Annotated in this window: 11 protein-coding genes; 8 read left to right on the top strand and 3 right to left on the bottom strand. The window is 61.4% G+C overall.

From position 1 onward, the window contains the following. Positions 1-353 precede the first annotated feature (353 nt). From IK083_09930 to IK083_09920, 3 genes are all read right to left on the bottom strand, one after another. Entirely contained in the window at positions 354-1,334 is a 981-nt protein-coding gene (locus IK083_09930; protein ID MBR4749871.1) for a hypothetical protein, read from the bottom strand. A gap of 77 nt (positions 1,335-1,411) precedes the next feature. Next, the gene (locus tag IK083_09925) at positions 1,412-3,766 is read right to left on the bottom strand and encodes an alpha-L-rhamnosidase (protein MBR4749870.1); all 2,355 of its coding nucleotides are present in this window, start codon (positions 3,764-3,766) and stop codon (positions 1,412-1,414) included. Then, the gene (locus tag IK083_09920) at positions 3,763-4,902 is read right to left on the bottom strand and encodes a hypothetical protein (protein ID MBR4749869.1); all 1,140 of its coding nucleotides are present in this window, start codon (positions 4,900-4,902) and stop codon (positions 3,763-3,765) included. Before IK083_09920 ends, IK083_09925 begins: the two co-directional genes overlap by 4 nt. Positions 4,903-5,141: 239 nt before the next feature. Between IK083_09920 and murC the strand changes: the two genes are divergently transcribed. The 8 genes from murC to IK083_09880 all read left to right on the top strand — a co-directional run bounded on the left by murC (position 5,142) and on the right by IK083_09880 (position 15,487). Further along, positions 5,142-6,494, top strand: a complete 1,353-nt coding sequence (murC, locus tag IK083_09915) for a UDP-N-acetylmuramate--L-alanine ligase (GenBank protein MBR4749868.1) — start codon at positions 5,142-5,144, stop codon at positions 6,492-6,494. 3 nt (positions 6,495-6,497) lie between these two features. After that, the gene (murB, locus tag IK083_09910; GenBank protein ID MBR4749867.1) at positions 6,498-8,435 is read left to right on the top strand and encodes a UDP-N-acetylmuramate dehydrogenase; all 1,938 of its coding nucleotides are present in this window, start codon (positions 6,498-6,500) and stop codon (positions 8,433-8,435) included. After that, a complete protein-coding gene (locus tag IK083_09905) occupies positions 8,425-9,417 on the top strand; it encodes a hypothetical protein (GenBank protein ID MBR4749866.1) in 993 nt (330 codons plus the stop codon). Before murB ends, IK083_09905 begins: the two co-directional genes overlap by 11 nt. Positions 9,418-9,420: 3 nt before the next feature. Beyond that, positions 9,421-10,152, top strand: coding sequence for a DUF881 domain-containing protein (locus tag IK083_09900; GenBank protein MBR4749865.1), 732 nt, complete (start codon positions 9,421-9,423; stop codon positions 10,150-10,152). A 17-nt stretch (positions 10,153-10,169) separates the two neighbouring features. Then, a complete protein-coding gene (locus IK083_09895) occupies positions 10,170-10,523 on the top strand; it encodes a small basic family protein (GenBank protein ID MBR4749864.1) in 354 nt (117 codons plus the stop codon). A gap of 92 nt (positions 10,524-10,615) precedes the next feature. After that, on the top strand, positions 10,616-11,827 hold the full coding sequence (locus IK083_09890; GenBank protein ID MBR4749863.1) for a hypothetical protein: 1,212 nt from the start codon (positions 10,616-10,618) through the stop codon (positions 11,825-11,827). Between the two features lie 33 nt (positions 11,828-11,860). Then, complete coding sequence (ftsZ, locus tag IK083_09885) at positions 11,861-13,033, top strand: cell division protein FtsZ (protein ID MBR4749862.1); 1,173 nt, start codon at positions 11,861-11,863, stop codon at positions 13,031-13,033. 81 nt (positions 13,034-13,114) lie between these two features. Next, on the top strand, positions 13,115-15,487 hold the full coding sequence (locus tag IK083_09880; GenBank protein MBR4749861.1) for a hypothetical protein: 2,373 nt from the start codon (positions 13,115-13,117) through the stop codon (positions 15,485-15,487). Positions 15,488-15,491: the final 4 nt, after the last annotated feature.

Below are 15,491 nucleotides of genomic sequence, written 5' to 3'. Positions count from 1 at the left end.
TTTTTGGTGCCGCAGGCAAAGCAATAGTCGTCGTCGCAGAAATCGGCAGAGGCCACAGCATGCTCCTTGTTCGCGTGTATTTACTCATAATTTATTATACTATAAACACACGGAAAAGACAAATGAAAGGGGCTCTGCCCGTCCGCTCCCGCTGCAAACAGCATCCGGAGACCGCTGCCGGGGGAACTGCCGGCCCGCTCCGGGGCCGTCCTTATTTTGCAGGGGAGCACTTGCGGGCCGGTGCGTGAGGAGCCGCAGGCGTGACAAAAAGAGCTTCCCCCGCGGGATCACAGGTCTCGCGGGGGAACACGGTCTATCATTGTTATGCCTCGGTCATGAGGACTGCGGCCGGTCTATCTCAGCCTTATCCACATAGCGGGGCGCACCCCCAGGTGGTAAAGGCCCGCCGGGCCGACCATGTCGATCACCTGGCCCTGGGCGGTCACGGTGCCGAGGCCGTTGTTGTTGCTCCTCGCCCACCACATATCCACGTCGCCCATGCCCGGATAGTGGGGCTTTTGGGCTTTGGCCCGGGGAGTGGGCAGGCATATCCTGTCTCTGTCGTCCCTGAAAAAGAGCTTTGCTTCCTCCGTGTGCAGGATGAACACCCTGTCCTTGACGGTGGCTCCGGACTGCAGTATGATGTCGGAGGTGAGTATCCTCTGTTTTTCCTCGTCGGAAAAGGCCGAGTTGTAAAAGTTCACGTTCAGCCACTTCTTCAGAGTGCTCTTGTACCAGAAGTAAGACAGGGTCTCATTCTTGTGTTCGTCGTCATAGGCCTTGTATTCCAGCACGTTGGCGCTGACCACGAACACGGTCTTGCTGTCCAGCCTGTCTATGATCCTCCATTCGATGGGCTCCTCCGGAGTCCCTTCTCTCTGGGGATAGAGGCCCATGGTCACGGTCTCTGCGCCGGCGCGGGCCCCGGTCTTTTTGGCCTCCTGCTTTTTGGAGGCCAGCAGCAGCATATGGTCCCTGCGGTTTTCGGGAGAAAGGCCGGCGGGCAGGGTGAGATAGGCGGACATTTCGCTGATCTCTTTCTCGGCGGCTTCCGGATGCTCTTTGGCATACTGCCCGGCTTTTTCCCGGGCCTCTGCAGCTTCCTTTTTGTCCGGGGAAGAGGGGACTGTGTTCCCCGCAAGGGCCTCTGCCTTCCGGCTGCCTGATTTGACCTCCGGAGGGGCCTCATAGTCCGACTGCAAGGTCCCGGCGGACTGCCCGGTCCTGTCGGACAGCGCCAGAGTCTTGCTGCGGGAATAGCCTGCCATAAAGATCAGCGCGCCCACAGCGGCGATAAACAATACCAGTATGACGTATTTTATGATGTTTTCCATGGCTCTCCTTGATATCTGCGGCTTGCTTAAGGGCAGCGCGCCTGCGGACGGGTCCCGCCGACTGGCTGCTGCCTCGCCTAAAAGTCGTTGACGCCTTCCTTCAGCTCTATGGTCCTGCCGTTCGCGGTCAGGGTGCCGGTGACTCCCCGGGGCAGGGTCACCCGGCCGGTCAGGGTCTCTCCCGTGTTGTCATAGGAGCACTCTATGCTGCCGGCGGGGTGGGGCATGGAGCCCTTTGCCCACTTCAGACGGCCCAGCATGGGCTTCACGCTGACACGGCCAAAGCCGGGCTCGGCGGGCCTGACGCCCAGGGCGTTGGCCTGCAGGTGGTACAGGGGATGGGCTCCCCAGGCGTGGCAGTCGGATCTGGGAGGCTCCGGCGATTCGGGAGTGGTCCGGAAGCCCTGCTTCGGCAGGCCGCTCCAAAAGGCCAGCCTGTCGTAGAAGATGTCGCTGCGTCCCGCCGCTGCCGCTGCCTCCAGCAGGTAGTGGCTGAAATAGATGGTGGTCCTGTGTATGTCCCTGCCCTCCGCCAGAGCGTCGGTGATCCGGCGGACCCTGTCTTCGGGCAGCAGGCCCGTCAGTATGGCCAGACACTGGGTGTGCTCCCAGAAGAGGGCGCCGGCAGCGTCCTCGCTGTAGAGGCCCCTGTCCTCCTTCCAGAAGGTCCTGTCAAAGCGCTGCAGCAGCTCTTCGGCCCTGCGCCTGTATCTCTCCGCCAGGGCCCTTTCGCCCATGAAGTCCTCCAGCTCCGCCGCCTTCAGCAGGGTGTAGAGCCAGTGGGCATTGTAATAGCCGCTGACTCCCCGGGCAGTATAGTCGCTGTGGCCTCCCGGGAAGCCGGGCACCCAGTCGGTGAAGTTCCAGCCCTGAGGCGCCTGCAGCAGGCCATCTCCGTTTTCGTGCCTCTCGAAGAAGTCCATGACTCCCCGCACTCCGTGCATCAGCTCCGCCGCGAAGGCCCTGTCCCCCGTGTAGGTCAGGTAGTCGTGGACCATGGCCACGTAAAAGAGGGAGAAGGGGGGTATGTGCTGCTCCAGGTGGGAGGGATATCTGGATTTGGTGAGGCCCTCGGTGCCTATGGATTTGTCAAAGGTGTCCACCGCCTTTTTGGCTATATGCCTGTCCCGGGAGACGGAATAGACCGTCAGCAGCTCCAGACGGGTGTCTCCCACATACATGAGCTGCTCGTAGAAGGGGCAGTCCATCAGGGTCTCGTGGGTGCACATTTCCAGAGCCCGGAGGGCTATGGGGGCAAAGGAATACAGCTCTCCGTCGGAGGACTCAAAGGAGGCGTCAAAGGCGTAGTCGTAGTGGGTCTCTCCGAACTCGGGGGAGGAGAGGGTCAGGCTCTCGCCGGCGGTCTCCACGTATATCTCCATATATCTGCCGGGATACCACCACAGGGAAAAGTATTCTTCGTCCCGGGCGCCGCCGGGATAGTAGTCCACACCTACGCCGTGATAGGCCTTGCCCAGATATTCGTCCCTGTTGCCCTTGCGAAAGGTCTTCAGGTCCTCAAAAAGGGTCTCGGCATAGCGCAGCCTGATACGGGAGCCCCGGCCTCCAACCGTCAGAAAGCGGTGCCTCACGCAGTAATAGTTGCCCATGTCGGCTATGACTCTGACCCGGGTCTCCGGGGGCACCGTGACGCTGCCGCCGTCGAAAAAGCTCTGCCACTCCGCCAGAGCCGCCGGCTCCGGCGGGGCTATCCGCACCTCCTCGGTGCTGTCGGAGAGGGGATGGTCGCAGGCGACTGCCCGGATGCCCTTTATCTCTCCCTCATAGGGGGCCGGCAGCATGCAGGGGCGCAGGTGCCATTTGGTAAGAAACTCCCGGCCGCGGTCCATATATTTGTTGCTGGCTCTCCACAGGACCGCCGGCTCCCGCCAGCCGTCGCCTCCGCCGGACAAAAAGTCCCGGGGGACCTCCGCTCCCCGCACCGTAAAGCGGGAGCCCGTGTAGGTCTCGTGATTGGGGGTCTCTATCCTGTAGCCCGGCACCTTCAGTATGCGCCAGGGGCCGCTGCCCGTGCTGAGCTCCGGCAGCTCCGGACATTCCAGCAGGAAGCCCGGCCGCCAGAACATCTGGGCCACGGGAGGCCTGTCCTCGTATCTGATGAACCACACCAGAGCCGTCAGAGAGTGGCGCCCCGGGGACACTGTGAGCTCATAGGTCTCGAAAAACCAGTTGTCGCTGTCTCCCCGCTCGGGTCCTTCTCCCTCCCGGACGCCGTCCACAAAGAGAATGTATCTCTGGTCGGCGGATACCTTCAGTCTCAGAGTCTGCTCTTCGGTCGTCCCGAACTCCAGCCGGCAGCAATAGAGGGCCGACTCCTCGGCGCTGCCCTCAGGGTGGCATATCCATTTTGCCTGCCATTTGCCGGCGGTCCCGTAGGCCGCCCGTTCCTCGTCGGTGTATAGTCTTTTCATATCTGTTCCGCCTCCGTGCTGAATATGCCTGCGCTTCCCAGCTCCTCTTCGATCCTCAGCAGCTGGTTGAGTATCAGTCCGCCCTGGGGGCCCGTCAGGGAGCCGGGCCGCACTGCCTCCGCGTTCACCGCCACCGCCAGGTCCGCCGCAAAGGTCTCTCCGGCGGCGCAGCCGCTGTCAATGACCAGCTTCAGTCCCCGGGCCCGGGCCCTGTTCACCGCATTGAAGATGCCGCTGACGGTGGACACGGACCCCGGAGAAATGATCACTCCGGCGGCTCCCTCCGGCGGCTCGCCCTCGGGACCGGGCACGCCGCACACAGGCGCCGTGTCTTCCGCGTCCTCCCACAGGGACGGGCAGCCCCAGGGATCCTCTATCCAGGCTATGGGAAAGCTGTCCGCCAGTGCCGCCGCAGTCTCCGCCGGCCTGCCGGCAAAGCGGCGCCTGTCCTCCGGCTCCGCCGCCGGGCGCAGGCAGAGCACCGTCTCTATGTCCTCTCCGGGCACGAAGCCCGCCTTTTCGATGACTCCGCACAGAAAGGCCAGCCGGTCCTCTATGCTCCCGGGGCCCGGCACGCAGCCCCCGTATTCTCCCGTGAGAAGGGGCTGCCCCGCCTGGAGCAGGCTGTCTCTCAGGGCGTCGAAAAAGGTGGCGGCTATGGCGATGCCCTCCGTGAGCCCGGCGGCCCCCGAGGGCTGTATCAGCACCGAGGCAAAATCGGTGCCGGGAGTGTCCAGAGCCGTGATGCGGGGCAGGGGCAGGATGCGGGCCCCGGCGCCTCCCAGATATTTCCACAGGGGCAGGCACAGTCCCGCCGCCGCAGCCCCGGCGCAGGCCCGGGATACAGCCAGAGCCCCATAGGCCGGCAGCTCCTCCAGCGTTTCCAGCTCGTCGTCAATGCCCGCCTGGTCCGTGGTGCTGACCCCGCAGAGCATGTCGTTCAGGTCTCCGTTGATAAAGGCCGCCGCGTCCGCCGCCGACCGGGCGCCGCTGCTCCCCGCAGGGTCCGGCCCCGCGGACACCCGGCCCGCGCCGTAGGTCCCGTCCGCCAAAAACACCTCTGCCTCCAGTCCGGGCAGCCCCCGGGCGTCCAGTATCTCCCGGGCTCTGATCTCGTCTATGGAAACGTCCATCACGCAATATAGCTCCTTTGCCTTGTGTCTGTGGACCCGCCGCCGGGCGGGTCACTTTTATATTACACACAGCGGGCGCATTTTGCAAGAGGCGCCGGGGAAAAGCCCCGGAAGCAGGGCCTTTTTTTACAAAAAAAGAGAGCCGGGCTCCGGGCCCGGCAGGCCTTTTCGTATTTTCATTTGAGGGCAAATATAGTATAATATAATTGGTTTGATTTTTTGATGAGAGGCAGAGCGCAGCGTTGGACAGCAGGAAGTATCACTTTATCGGTATCGGGGGCGAGGGCATGAGCCCCATAGCGGAGATCCTCAAGGCGAGAGGGTGCAGCGTATCGGGCAGCGATGCCACAGAAAGGGCGTCCACCATCCGCCTCCGCAACAAGGGCATCACGGTCACCATCGGCCACTCCGCCAACAACATATCGGATCAGGACGTGATAGTCTATTCCGCCGCCATACCCAATGACAACGAAGAGCTGCGCAAGGCCAGAGAGACGGCGGGCGAATGCCTGGTCCGCTCCGAGATGCTGGGCCGGCTCATGAGCGAATACGAAGTCCGCATAGCCGTGGCCGGCACCCACGGCAAGACCACTACCACCACCATGATAGACGCCGTCCTTTCGGGCAGCGGCTACGACAACACCTCCCTTATAGGCGCCGCGGTGCCCTCTCTGAAGGGCAGCAACGCCCGCATAGGCAAAAGCAACAAATATTTCCTCACCGAGGCCTGCGAGGCCTTTGAGTCCTTTCTGGACCTGCGGCCCTCTCTGGCAGTCATCACCAATATAGACGCCGACCATCTGGACTATTACGGCACCTTTGACAGGATCAGGGAGGCCTTTGCCGCCTTTGTCCGCAACGTGGACCCGGACGGGGCCATAGTCTATTGCGCCGACTGTCCCGCCGCCGTCCGGACCGCCCGGGAAAGCGGCCGCCGGGCCGTGGGCTTCGGCTTCGGAGAAGGCGCCGACTTCAGGGCCACGGACGTGGAGATACAGGGCGGAGGCACCACCTTTGAGGTGACGGGCTGCGGCCGGGTGTCCCTGCAGATACCCGGCAGACACAACATACTCAACGCTCTGGCCTGTATGGCCTGCTGCAGCCTGCTGGGCATCCCGGCGGAGGCTCAGAAACAGGTGCTGGAGAGCTTTTCCCTGCCCAGCCGCCGCTTCAACGTGCGGCATCTCAACGGAGGCATGCTCATAGACGACTACGCCCATCACCCCACTGAAATAGGAGCCACCATGGACGCTCTCAGGGAGCACTACCCGGGCAGGAGGATAGTGGCCGTGTTCCAGCCCCACCTGTATTCCCGGACCAGAGACCATCTGCAGGGCTTTGTGGAGGTGCTCACCAAGGGGGACGAGGTCATAGTCACCGACGTTTACGCCGCCCGGGAAAAGCCCATCAAGGGCGTGGACGGCAACATGGTCAACAGGGCCATACTGGAGTCGGGCTTCAAAAACACCTCCTACCTGCCCAAAAACCTCATAGCCGACTATCTGAAAAGGACCGTCGCCGACAGCGATATAGCGGTGGTCTTCGGCGCCGGAGACATCAACGCCATATGCGCCGACCTGGCTGACAGGGAGTAACTGATGCTGGAAAGTATAAAAGGTATTACTGTATATTACAACGAGCCTCTGGACAGGCACACCGCTATGGGAGTGGGGGGCTGCTGCGATATGATGGTCGTATGCGACAGCCCCGAAGCCGTGGCGGAGACTATCCGGGCCCTCCGGGCCGCGGACGTTCCTTTTTACGTCTTTGGCGGCGGCACCAATCTGCTGGTCTCCGACAGGGGTTTTGCGGGAGCGGTGGTGAAGCTGGGCCCCGGTCTGGCCGAGTCCGGAGAGACCGGCGAGGGCCTCTTTGTCTGCGGGTGCGCCGCAGGGCTCACCGCGGCGGCCAGAGCCTCCCTGGAGGCGGGCTTTACAGGCCTTCAGGAAGTGGGGGCCGTGCCCGGCAGTCTGGGCGGCGCCCTGTATATGAACGCCGGCGAGAGCCTGGGCGGCATCAGCCGTTTCGTGGCCTCTCTGGACGTGTATGACGTGGAGCGCGACTGCCTCTGCACCCTGGAGGCGGAGGAGTGCGGCTACGAATACAGGAACTCCCTGTTTCAGAAGAATCCCGGCAGCTACGTGCTCCTTTCCTGCGCCTTCCGCCTCGTCAGGGCTTCCTCTCCCGAAGAGCTGCAGGCGGCGAAGGACTACCTCTCCGAAAGGCTGTATCTCCGCAAGCGCAAGTTTCCCAATCAGAAGAGCGCCGGCTGCTTTTTCAAGAATCCGGCCGAAGACGTGCAGGCGGGCCGGCTCATAGAGAGCTGCGGCCTGAAGGGCGCAGCAGCCGGAGGAGCCAGAGTGGCGGAGGAGCACGCCAATTTCATCATCAACGCCGACGGCGCTTCCGCCTCTGACGTCTGCGCGCTGGCCGGCCGCGTCAGGGACCGGGTGCTGCGGGAAAAGGGCGTGGAGCTGGAGCCGGAGGTGCGGCTGGTGGGCGACTTTTCCAAAACAAGGGTGGCGGTGCTCATGGGAGGACTGTCCTCCGAGAGAAACATCTCTCTGGTCACCGGCTATCAGATATGCCTGGCTCTCAACAAGGACAAATACGACGTCTGCGGCATAGACGTGGCGGGGCTGCGCCCCGGCTGGCAGACAGTGGTGGAAAAATATCCCATGATGGAAGTCCACAGAGAGCAGATAGAAGCGTTTTACGAGTCCGGCTTTGCCGCTCCCTGCAGCCTGCTCTTTGAGGGCAGGGACAAGAGGCCCGACGTGTGCTTTGTGGCCCTTCACGGCAAATACGGCGAGGACGGAGCCGTCCAGGGCCTGCTGGAGATGCTGGGCATCCCCTACACGGGCTCCGGCATCCTGGGCCACGCTCTGGCCATCGACAAGGCCGTCAGCAAAAAGATATACAGGCAGCACGGCATCCCCACTCCCGAGGCGGTGATCATCAGCGCCTCCCGGCCCGCCGACGCCCGGACCCAGTGCGCCGGTCTCAGGTATCCCCTGTTCATAAAGCCCGTGTGTCAGGGCTCCACCATCGGCATGACCAAGGTCTGTACGGAGGAGGAGCTGGAGCAGGCGGTGCGGACCGCGGCCGAATACGACGCAGTCATCATGGCGGAGGAGAACGTGGAGGGCACGGAGATCACAGTGGCCGTGCTGGACACCCACAAGGGGCCCATGGCCCTGCCCGCCATAGAGATAGTGCCCGACGAGGGCCTCTACGACCTGGAAGCCAAATACGTGCCCGGCAGGACTGCCGAGATATGCCCGGCCCGCCTTGACGGGGCCGCGGCCACCCGGGCAGCGGAGCTGGCTCTGGCCGCCCACAGGGCTTTGGGCTGCAGAGGCGTGTCCAGGACGGATATGATCGTGGAGCCCGGAGGAGGCATCCAGGTCCTGGAGACCAACACCATACCCGGCATGACTCCCACCAGTCTGGTGCCCAAGGCCCTCATGGCCGCCGGCATCAGCTTTGAAGCCTTTCTGGACATCATGATCGGCAGCGCGCAAAATGAGACGTGACAGACGCATCAGCCAGACCAATCTGGACACTCCCGCCCCCGGCGACGGGGCAGGAGGGCCTCCCGACACCGCTGTCAGGAGGGCCTTTGACAACGTCTTCAGGGTCCTCAGGCTGTTTGGCATATTTGTCATAGCCGGCTTTGTGGCGGGCTTTTTGCTCACCTATCCCGGCTTTGGCGTGGAGAACACGGGGGTAAAAGGGGTCCGGTATTCCAAGGCCGCCGTGGCCCGTAAGGCCGCCGAGAGATACGAGGGAAAAAATATCTTCTGCGCCATGTTCGTCAGGAGCTCCGAGTGCAGGGACGTGCTGGCCCAGCCGGAGGTGCTGAGCGTCAGAGCCGTCATCCGCTTTCCCGACACGGTCAGCGTCCGGGTGAAGGAGAGGACTCCCTTTGCCCTGGTGAAGCAGGACAGAAACGAATATCTGACGGACAGGAGCGGCTTCGTGTTTCACAAGCTGGCCCGGGGGGAGCGCACCAGACCTCTGCCCGTGCTGATATCCGGGGTGGAGCCCTCCGTGGGCCGCAGCATTTCCGACATGAACGCCGACGCCTACGCCCGGACCCAGAATGCCAAAAAGGCTCAGGCTCTGGCCGCCCTTTCCCCGGAGGGAGGGTCCGGCAAGTTCGCCGACGAAAAGTCGGTGGAGCAGTATTTTGCCGACAAGATCAATCTGAGACGCAGGCAGATATACGATCTGCAGTTCCTGTACAACGTAGCTGTCTATGCGGACCAGAAAAAGCTGCGGCCGGCCAAGCTGTGGGTGGACGCCGATTCCTCCCTGGTGCTGGATCTGGCGGGGGAGGGCCCCACGGTGGAGTTCGGCGCTCTGGCCAACACCATCGAAAAGCTGGACCTGCTCTCTGCCATCAGCCGTCTCAGGCCGGATATTCTCCGGAACGCCCGGGAGATATGTCTCCTGGACGACGAGACCGCCACCTACAAGCCCAAAAAGAACTTAAAAGATTTTCCAAAGGAGTAACGAATGGTTCCTGCAAGTCACGGAAAAAGCTGGCTCGCCGAGTTGGTGATCCTGTGCTTCATACTGGGCGTGCTGTTTGCTCTCACCTTCAAGACCCAGATACAGGCCATCAGAGAGGGCATCCCCATCAGGATGGCCGACGCCGGCTCGCTCCTCAAATACGCCAAGGATGAAAACATCAAGCTGCAGAAGGAGCTGGCTGACCAGAAGGCTCTCACGGAAAAAATGGCCGTGGAGCAGGCAAAGGGCGTGGCCAGCACCCAGAGGCTGGAAAACATCCTCACGGAGAGCAAGCTGCTGGCCGGCACCAGCGCCGTGTCGGGCCCCGGGGTCATAGTCACTCTGGTGGACAGCCCCAAGATATCCAAGGATTCGCCCGCCTACGAGATAGACCAGCTGCTGGTGCACTACTCGGACATAGTGCTGACGGTGAACGAGCTCTTCAACTCCGGAGCCGAGGCCGTGTCCGTGAACGAGCAGAGGATAGTGGCCAACACCTCCATCCGCTGCGCCGGCACTCCCATTCTGGTGAATAATATCAGGGTCTTTCCCCCTTACGTCATCAAGGCCGTGGGCAACCCCGACGACCTCTACACGGGCATCAATATGCCCGGAGGCACCGTGGCAGATCTGCAGGTGCTGGGCATGCTCACGGTGACCAAGGAGAAAAAGCTGGAGCTGCCGGCCTACACCGGCTCTACCAAGTTCACCTACGCCCGGGAGGTGACCAAATGAACAAGGCCCGGCTGAAGCTGTATCTGTATCCCGTGCTGGCCTTTATGCTGGGCCTGGCGGTGTATTTTGCCCCCGTGGACCTGCCCGGCAAGTGGGCCAGCTATCTGTCCCTGGCGCTGCTGGCGGGTCTGGACGCCATCACCGGCGGTGTGAGGGCCAGACTGCAGGGCAATTTTGAAGACTCCATATTCCTGTCGGGCTTTTTCTGCAACGCTCTGCTGGCCGCAGGTCTGGCCTACATAGGAGACCTGCTGAGGATAGACCTGTTTCTGGCTGCCCTCATAGTCCTGGGCGGCAGGATATTCCTCAATCTGTCCATCATCAGGGTGGAGTTCATCAAGGGGAGGAGGGCTCCAAAAAAAAATCCCTGACCGGCCCTTTCTCTTGGCATAAAACGGATTTTTAAGATATAATATATATGTGCAGTTTGTTTGCCGTGTAGTATGTTGTTAGGTTGGACGCAGTGAAAAGCAGTTATTATCTGGCCTGTGATCTCGGGTCAAAAACCATAAAGGCGGCCCTGGGCAGCTATGACGCAGGCCGTAATACGGTCCGGATCATAGACGTGGCTCACGCGAATTCCGAGGGCATCGAAAAGGGCATCATCCTGAATACCGAAGCGGTGGCAGCCATAGTCCGGGATCTGATCTATCAGATGGGTCTTTCCAAGGGGGACCCCGACCACGTCTGCTTCAGTCTCAGCGGCTCCGGTCTGGAGTCCCGGAACAGGTCCGGCGAGATCGCCTTTTCGCAGCCCACCCGCATCACCTACGGCATACTGGACAGGCTGGACAAGGTGATCAGCGACTCGGCCCCCGTGTTCGGCAAGTCGGTGATGTTCGTGTCCAACAAGAAGTATTACGTGGACGGCGAGTTCACCTATGACCCTCTCCGCGAAAAATGCACCCGTTTTCAGGGAGAGAATTTCCTGGCGTATGCCGACGACCGGCAAAAGGCTGCCGTCTGCCAGCTGGTGGACCTGGTGGGCCTGAAGGACGTGGACATTTTTCCCGAGAGCTATCTGGCCGCAGAGGCCTGCATCAAGCAGGGCGAAAGGGATCTGGGCGTGGTCCTGGCCGACGTGGGCTGGGACAAGACCGACGTGGCAGTGTTTACCGAGGGCAACATACAGCTGTGCGCCGTGCTGCCCGTGGGCATACACGATCTGGTCAACACCATTTCCTGGGTGTACAGGATCCCCTTTGAGGAGGCGTCCTACGTGTTCGACAACTATTCCAATCTGCTGATGACGGACTCAAAGGACAAAAAGCTCCTGGGGCTGGCCTCCGATCCGGAGCGCAAATGGCTGGAGATGGGAGAATACAACCGTTTCCTGGAGGATCTGGTCAGGCAGCTGGCGGACCGGGTGACGGCCTGTGTGGAAAACGAGGGCTACGGAGATCAGGTGTTTGCCGGCTACGTCTATACAGGCGGTCTGGCCATGGTCCGGGGGCTGGCGGCAGCCCTGTCGCGGGAGGCTCCCCGGGGCCTCAGAGTCAAGACCGGCAGGTCCTACGGACTGTCGGGCATGGACTACATCACCGAGGATCCTCAGTGGTTCCCGGTGCTGGGCGCCCTGAAGGTCATGGCGGCGGACGACGCCGGGGAGAGCGCCCGGAGAGAGACTATAGGCAAAAAATTCATCGGCTTTTTCAGCCGGTTGTTTCCAAAATAAGAGAGTAAACAATAGTATCCAAGGAGAAGCGATATGGCAAGCGGAGCAAAGATCAAGGTATTGGGCGTCGGCGGAGCCGGCATGAACGCTGTTCACAGAATGATGGAAAGCGGCGTAGAGGGCGTGGAGTTCGTGGTCCTGAACACCGACCAGCAGGTGCTGGATATGTCCAGCTGCAAAAAGAAGATAGTGCTGGGCGAGAGACTCACTCACGGCCTGGGCGCCGGAGGTAATCCCGAGGTGGGCAGACAGGCGGCCGAGGACAGCAAGGAAGAGATAGAAAAGGAGCTCATGGGCGGCGAGACTTCGGAAAAGGCCGACATGGTCTTCATCACTGCCGGCATGGGCGGCGGCACCGGTACCGGAGCGGCTCCCGTGGTGGCCGACATATCCCGGAAGCTGGGCATCCTCACCGTGGGCATCGTGACCCGTCCCTTCGTGTGGGAAGGCGGCCAGAGAGCGGCCAAGGCCGAGGAAGGCATCAAGAATCTGAAGACCTGCGTGGACACCCTGATAGCCATCCCCAACAGCAAGCTCAGCGAGGTCTGCGACAAGAAGATCACTCTGAAGAACGCTTTTCTCATAGCCGACGAGACCCTCAAGAACGGCGTGCAGGGCATTTCCGACATCATCACCCAGCCCGGCCACATCAACGTGGACTTTGCCGACGTGGAGCACATCATGAAGGACAAGGGCTCCGCTCTCATGGGTATAGGTATTGCCTCCGGTGAAAACAGGGCGAAGATAGCCGCCGAGGCAGCCTGCCGCAGCAAGCTGCTGGACGCCTCCATCGAAAACGCTACCGGCGTCCTGGTGAATATCACCGCCAGCGAGGACCTGGAGCTGCAGGAGACCTTTGACGCCATGTCCGTGATCAATTCCGCCGCCGAGGCCAACAACGTGAACACCGAGGTGATCTTCGGCGTGGTCTATGACAACAAACTCAAGACCGACGACAAGGACGAGATCAAGATCACCGTGGTGGCCACCGGCTTTGACCAGTCGTCCTCTCCCTTCGTGAACCCCGTGGTGGGCGTCAGCAAGCCCAAGAGCGCTCCCCAGCCTCCCAAGGCCGAGACCGCTCCCAAGGCGGAGCCTGCCCATACGGCGCCCGCGTCCAAGCCTGCCCCCCAGGAACAGAAGCAGAGCTACAGCAAGCCCAGCGGCAATTTCAAGGTGCCCGACTTCATGAAGGACAGGAAATAACAGGCCTATCAGAATAAAGGCGCCGCCGCGCGGCGCCTTTTTGTTAAATATGCGATCCGGGATCATACAGGTGAAGATACTATGAAAAAGCTGTGCATGACGCTCTTCGTCGTGCTTTTATTTGCCGTGGGCGCCGGCGCCTACGACGAGATGACCCGCTTTGGCAGGGGCTACGTGGTGTGGGAGTCCAACAGGCAGGGCGTCTGGAGGATATATTCCAATACTCTCGACGGCAAGCAGGGGGAAAAGCAGATATCCCCCAAGGCGGACAACAAGACCGACCATATGAGCGCCCAGGTGTCTCCGGACGGCTCTAAGGTGCTCTATATGGAATACCCGGTCTCCTCCAGAAACTGGAAGGACAAGCCGCCTATAGGGAAGATGCATGTCATAGACATGAAGACAGGCAGGGATGAGGTGCTCTTTGACAAGGCCTGCGATTACGGCGGCGGCCACTCCGTGGTGTTTGCCGACAATGACAGCTTTATCTACATCAACGGCGACAGAAAGACCTGCCTCTACAGCTTCTCCGGCAAAAAGAGCCGGGAGCTCTATGACACCCGGGGCAAATATCACCTGCTCTTTGACAGGACCCTCTCCTACGGGGTCTGCGAGCATCCCGCTCTGGTGTTTGCCTATGACCGGGACAAAAAGACCGTCCGGGAGATAGCCCAGCTCCGGGGCTGCATGCCCTTCCACACCTATGACGGCAAGTGGATCGTGTGGATGGAGAACGCCGGCGGTCCCGTGGGGGCCTATGATCCCGCCACCGGGGTCATTCACCACATTCTGGACAACCGGGACAAGAGCCTGCCCAAGGACAGAGCCTACGTCTATTTTCCCGAGGTGTCCTGCTCCATGGGGGCCCTGGCCTTCGGAGCGTCTCCCGACCAGCACGATCACAACAAGTCTGACTACGACATTTTCGTGTGCCGCATAGACCCCAAAACCATGACCCGGGTCGGCAAGCCCGTCCGCTACTCCTTTGACGGCCACACTGACCGGTATCCCTCCGTGTATTTTGAGGAGTGGGAGCTGGGGACTCAGTCCTTTGAGGGCCGGTCCGAGGCCCGGTGGACCCTGCCGGGGTCCGAAAAGAGCGCGGTCTGGTCCTTCGGGGACGGCTCCTCGGAAAAGGGAGGACCGTCTGCAAGGCATACCTATGCCAAGCCGGGAGTTTACAGCGTGGAAGCCCGGGGCAGCAAGACCTACAGAGGGACGGTCATAGTGGCCCCTCCCTCAAAGCCCTCCATAGCCCGGGTGCTGCCCTCTGCCGGCGGAGTATCTCTCTCTCTGTCCGAGCCGGTGGATATCGGCCGCATGAAGCTGGGGCTCCATTCCGGGACTGCCATCAAGAGCCGGAAGCTGTCGGAGGACGGCTCCCGCATAGACATAGAGTTTGAGAGCCCGGTGGAAGAGGACCTGCTCTACGTAAAGGGCATATACGATCTGGCTGCGGAGCCCAACCGGCTGGATATCACTATCCCCATAAACAATCTGCAGTATCCCGTGGGCGCCCCGGTATGGTATTATGCGCCCGACGGGGAGACCATGGTGTACCGTGAGGGAGTCCCGGAGCCTCCCGCCCTGAAGGGCAGGGCCTGGTACGCCGGCAATCACGGACTGTGCTTCTGCGGCGGGGCGCTGGACGCCGGCGTTTCTCCGGGAGAGGCCATCAGAAAAAGCGGCAGCTTCAGCATAGTCTTTGACGCCTGTGTCCAAAGGCCCCGGGAATACGGGATCATATTCGCCGCCGCTCACAGAGGGACCACCCTGCTGTCCCTGGCCGCGGAGCACGACAGTCTGGTGCTGAGGATGAGGACCTTTTTGGGAGTTTATGACTCAAGTCCGGTGCTGGTGCTGACCAAAGCGGAGCCCGGCAAGACAGTCCACGGGGCCGTCACCTATGGCGGCGACGTGGTGAACGTGTATCTGGACGGCAGGCTCGCCGCCTCCTTTACCGACGCTCAGGGAGCCTTTGACAAATGGGACCTGACCGGCTGTTCCGCCGGCAATATGCCGGAGGGGAAGGGAGACTTTTGCGGCCTGATCAACGCCATTGCCGTATATGACCGGGTCCTCTCTGCCGAAGAGGTCGCTCTGGACAATGACCGCGCAAAACGGGTGATAAAGCCCTGGGCTCCCAACGGCCGCGAGGTGAGGGCGGCATTGACCGGCGTGTCCAGGCTGCCCTCTCTGGAGGAGATAGCTCCCTACAAGGACGCCCTCATCAATTGCGAGTTCCGGACCCGGGAAGGGGAGCCCCTGAGGGTCCTCTGCCGGGGCTACGCCAACGGAGAAAAGGTGTTTGGCTACGAAAAAGGAAAGGAATACACTCTCCTGGTGGAGCCCGTGGAGGACAACAGTCAGGCAGAGACCATCTACACGGCGGACGACCTGGACTTTGACGCCGAAGCGCCTCAGTATTTCAACGCCGGACAAGGGTTTGAATAGAGCG

This window comes from Abditibacteriota bacterium, assembly GCA_017552965.1.
In the GTDB taxonomy this organism is placed as follows: Bacteria; Armatimonadota; UBA5829; order UBA5829; family UBA5829; genus RGIG7931.
Note: the sequence above shows the minus strand (reverse complement) of the source record. Positions and strands in the feature narration are given on the sequence as shown.

Bases quoted from the DNA above. Each gene is read 5' to 3' on its own strand.
- IK083_09930 (MBR4749871.1), bottom strand. From the start codon at position 1,334: ATGGAAAACATCATAAAATACGTCATACTGGTATTGTTTATCGCCGCT.
- IK083_09925 (MBR4749870.1), bottom strand. From the start codon at position 3,766: ATGAAAAGACTATACACCGACGAGGAACGGGCGGCCTACGGGACCGCC.
- murB (MBR4749867.1), top strand. From the start codon at position 6,498: ATGCTGGAAAGTATAAAAGGTATTACTGTATATTACAACGAGCCTCTG.
- IK083_09905 (MBR4749866.1), top strand. From the start codon at position 8,425: ATGAGACGTGACAGACGCATCAGCCAGACCAATCTGGACACTCCCGCC.
- IK083_09900 (MBR4749865.1), top strand. From the start codon at position 9,421: ATGGTTCCTGCAAGTCACGGAAAAAGCTGGCTCGCCGAGTTGGTGATC.
- ftsZ (MBR4749862.1), top strand. From the start codon at position 11,861: ATGGCAAGCGGAGCAAAGATCAAGGTATTGGGCGTCGGCGGAGCCGGC.
- IK083_09880 (MBR4749861.1), top strand. From the start codon at position 13,115: ATGAAAAAGCTGTGCATGACGCTCTTCGTCGTGCTTTTATTTGCCGTG.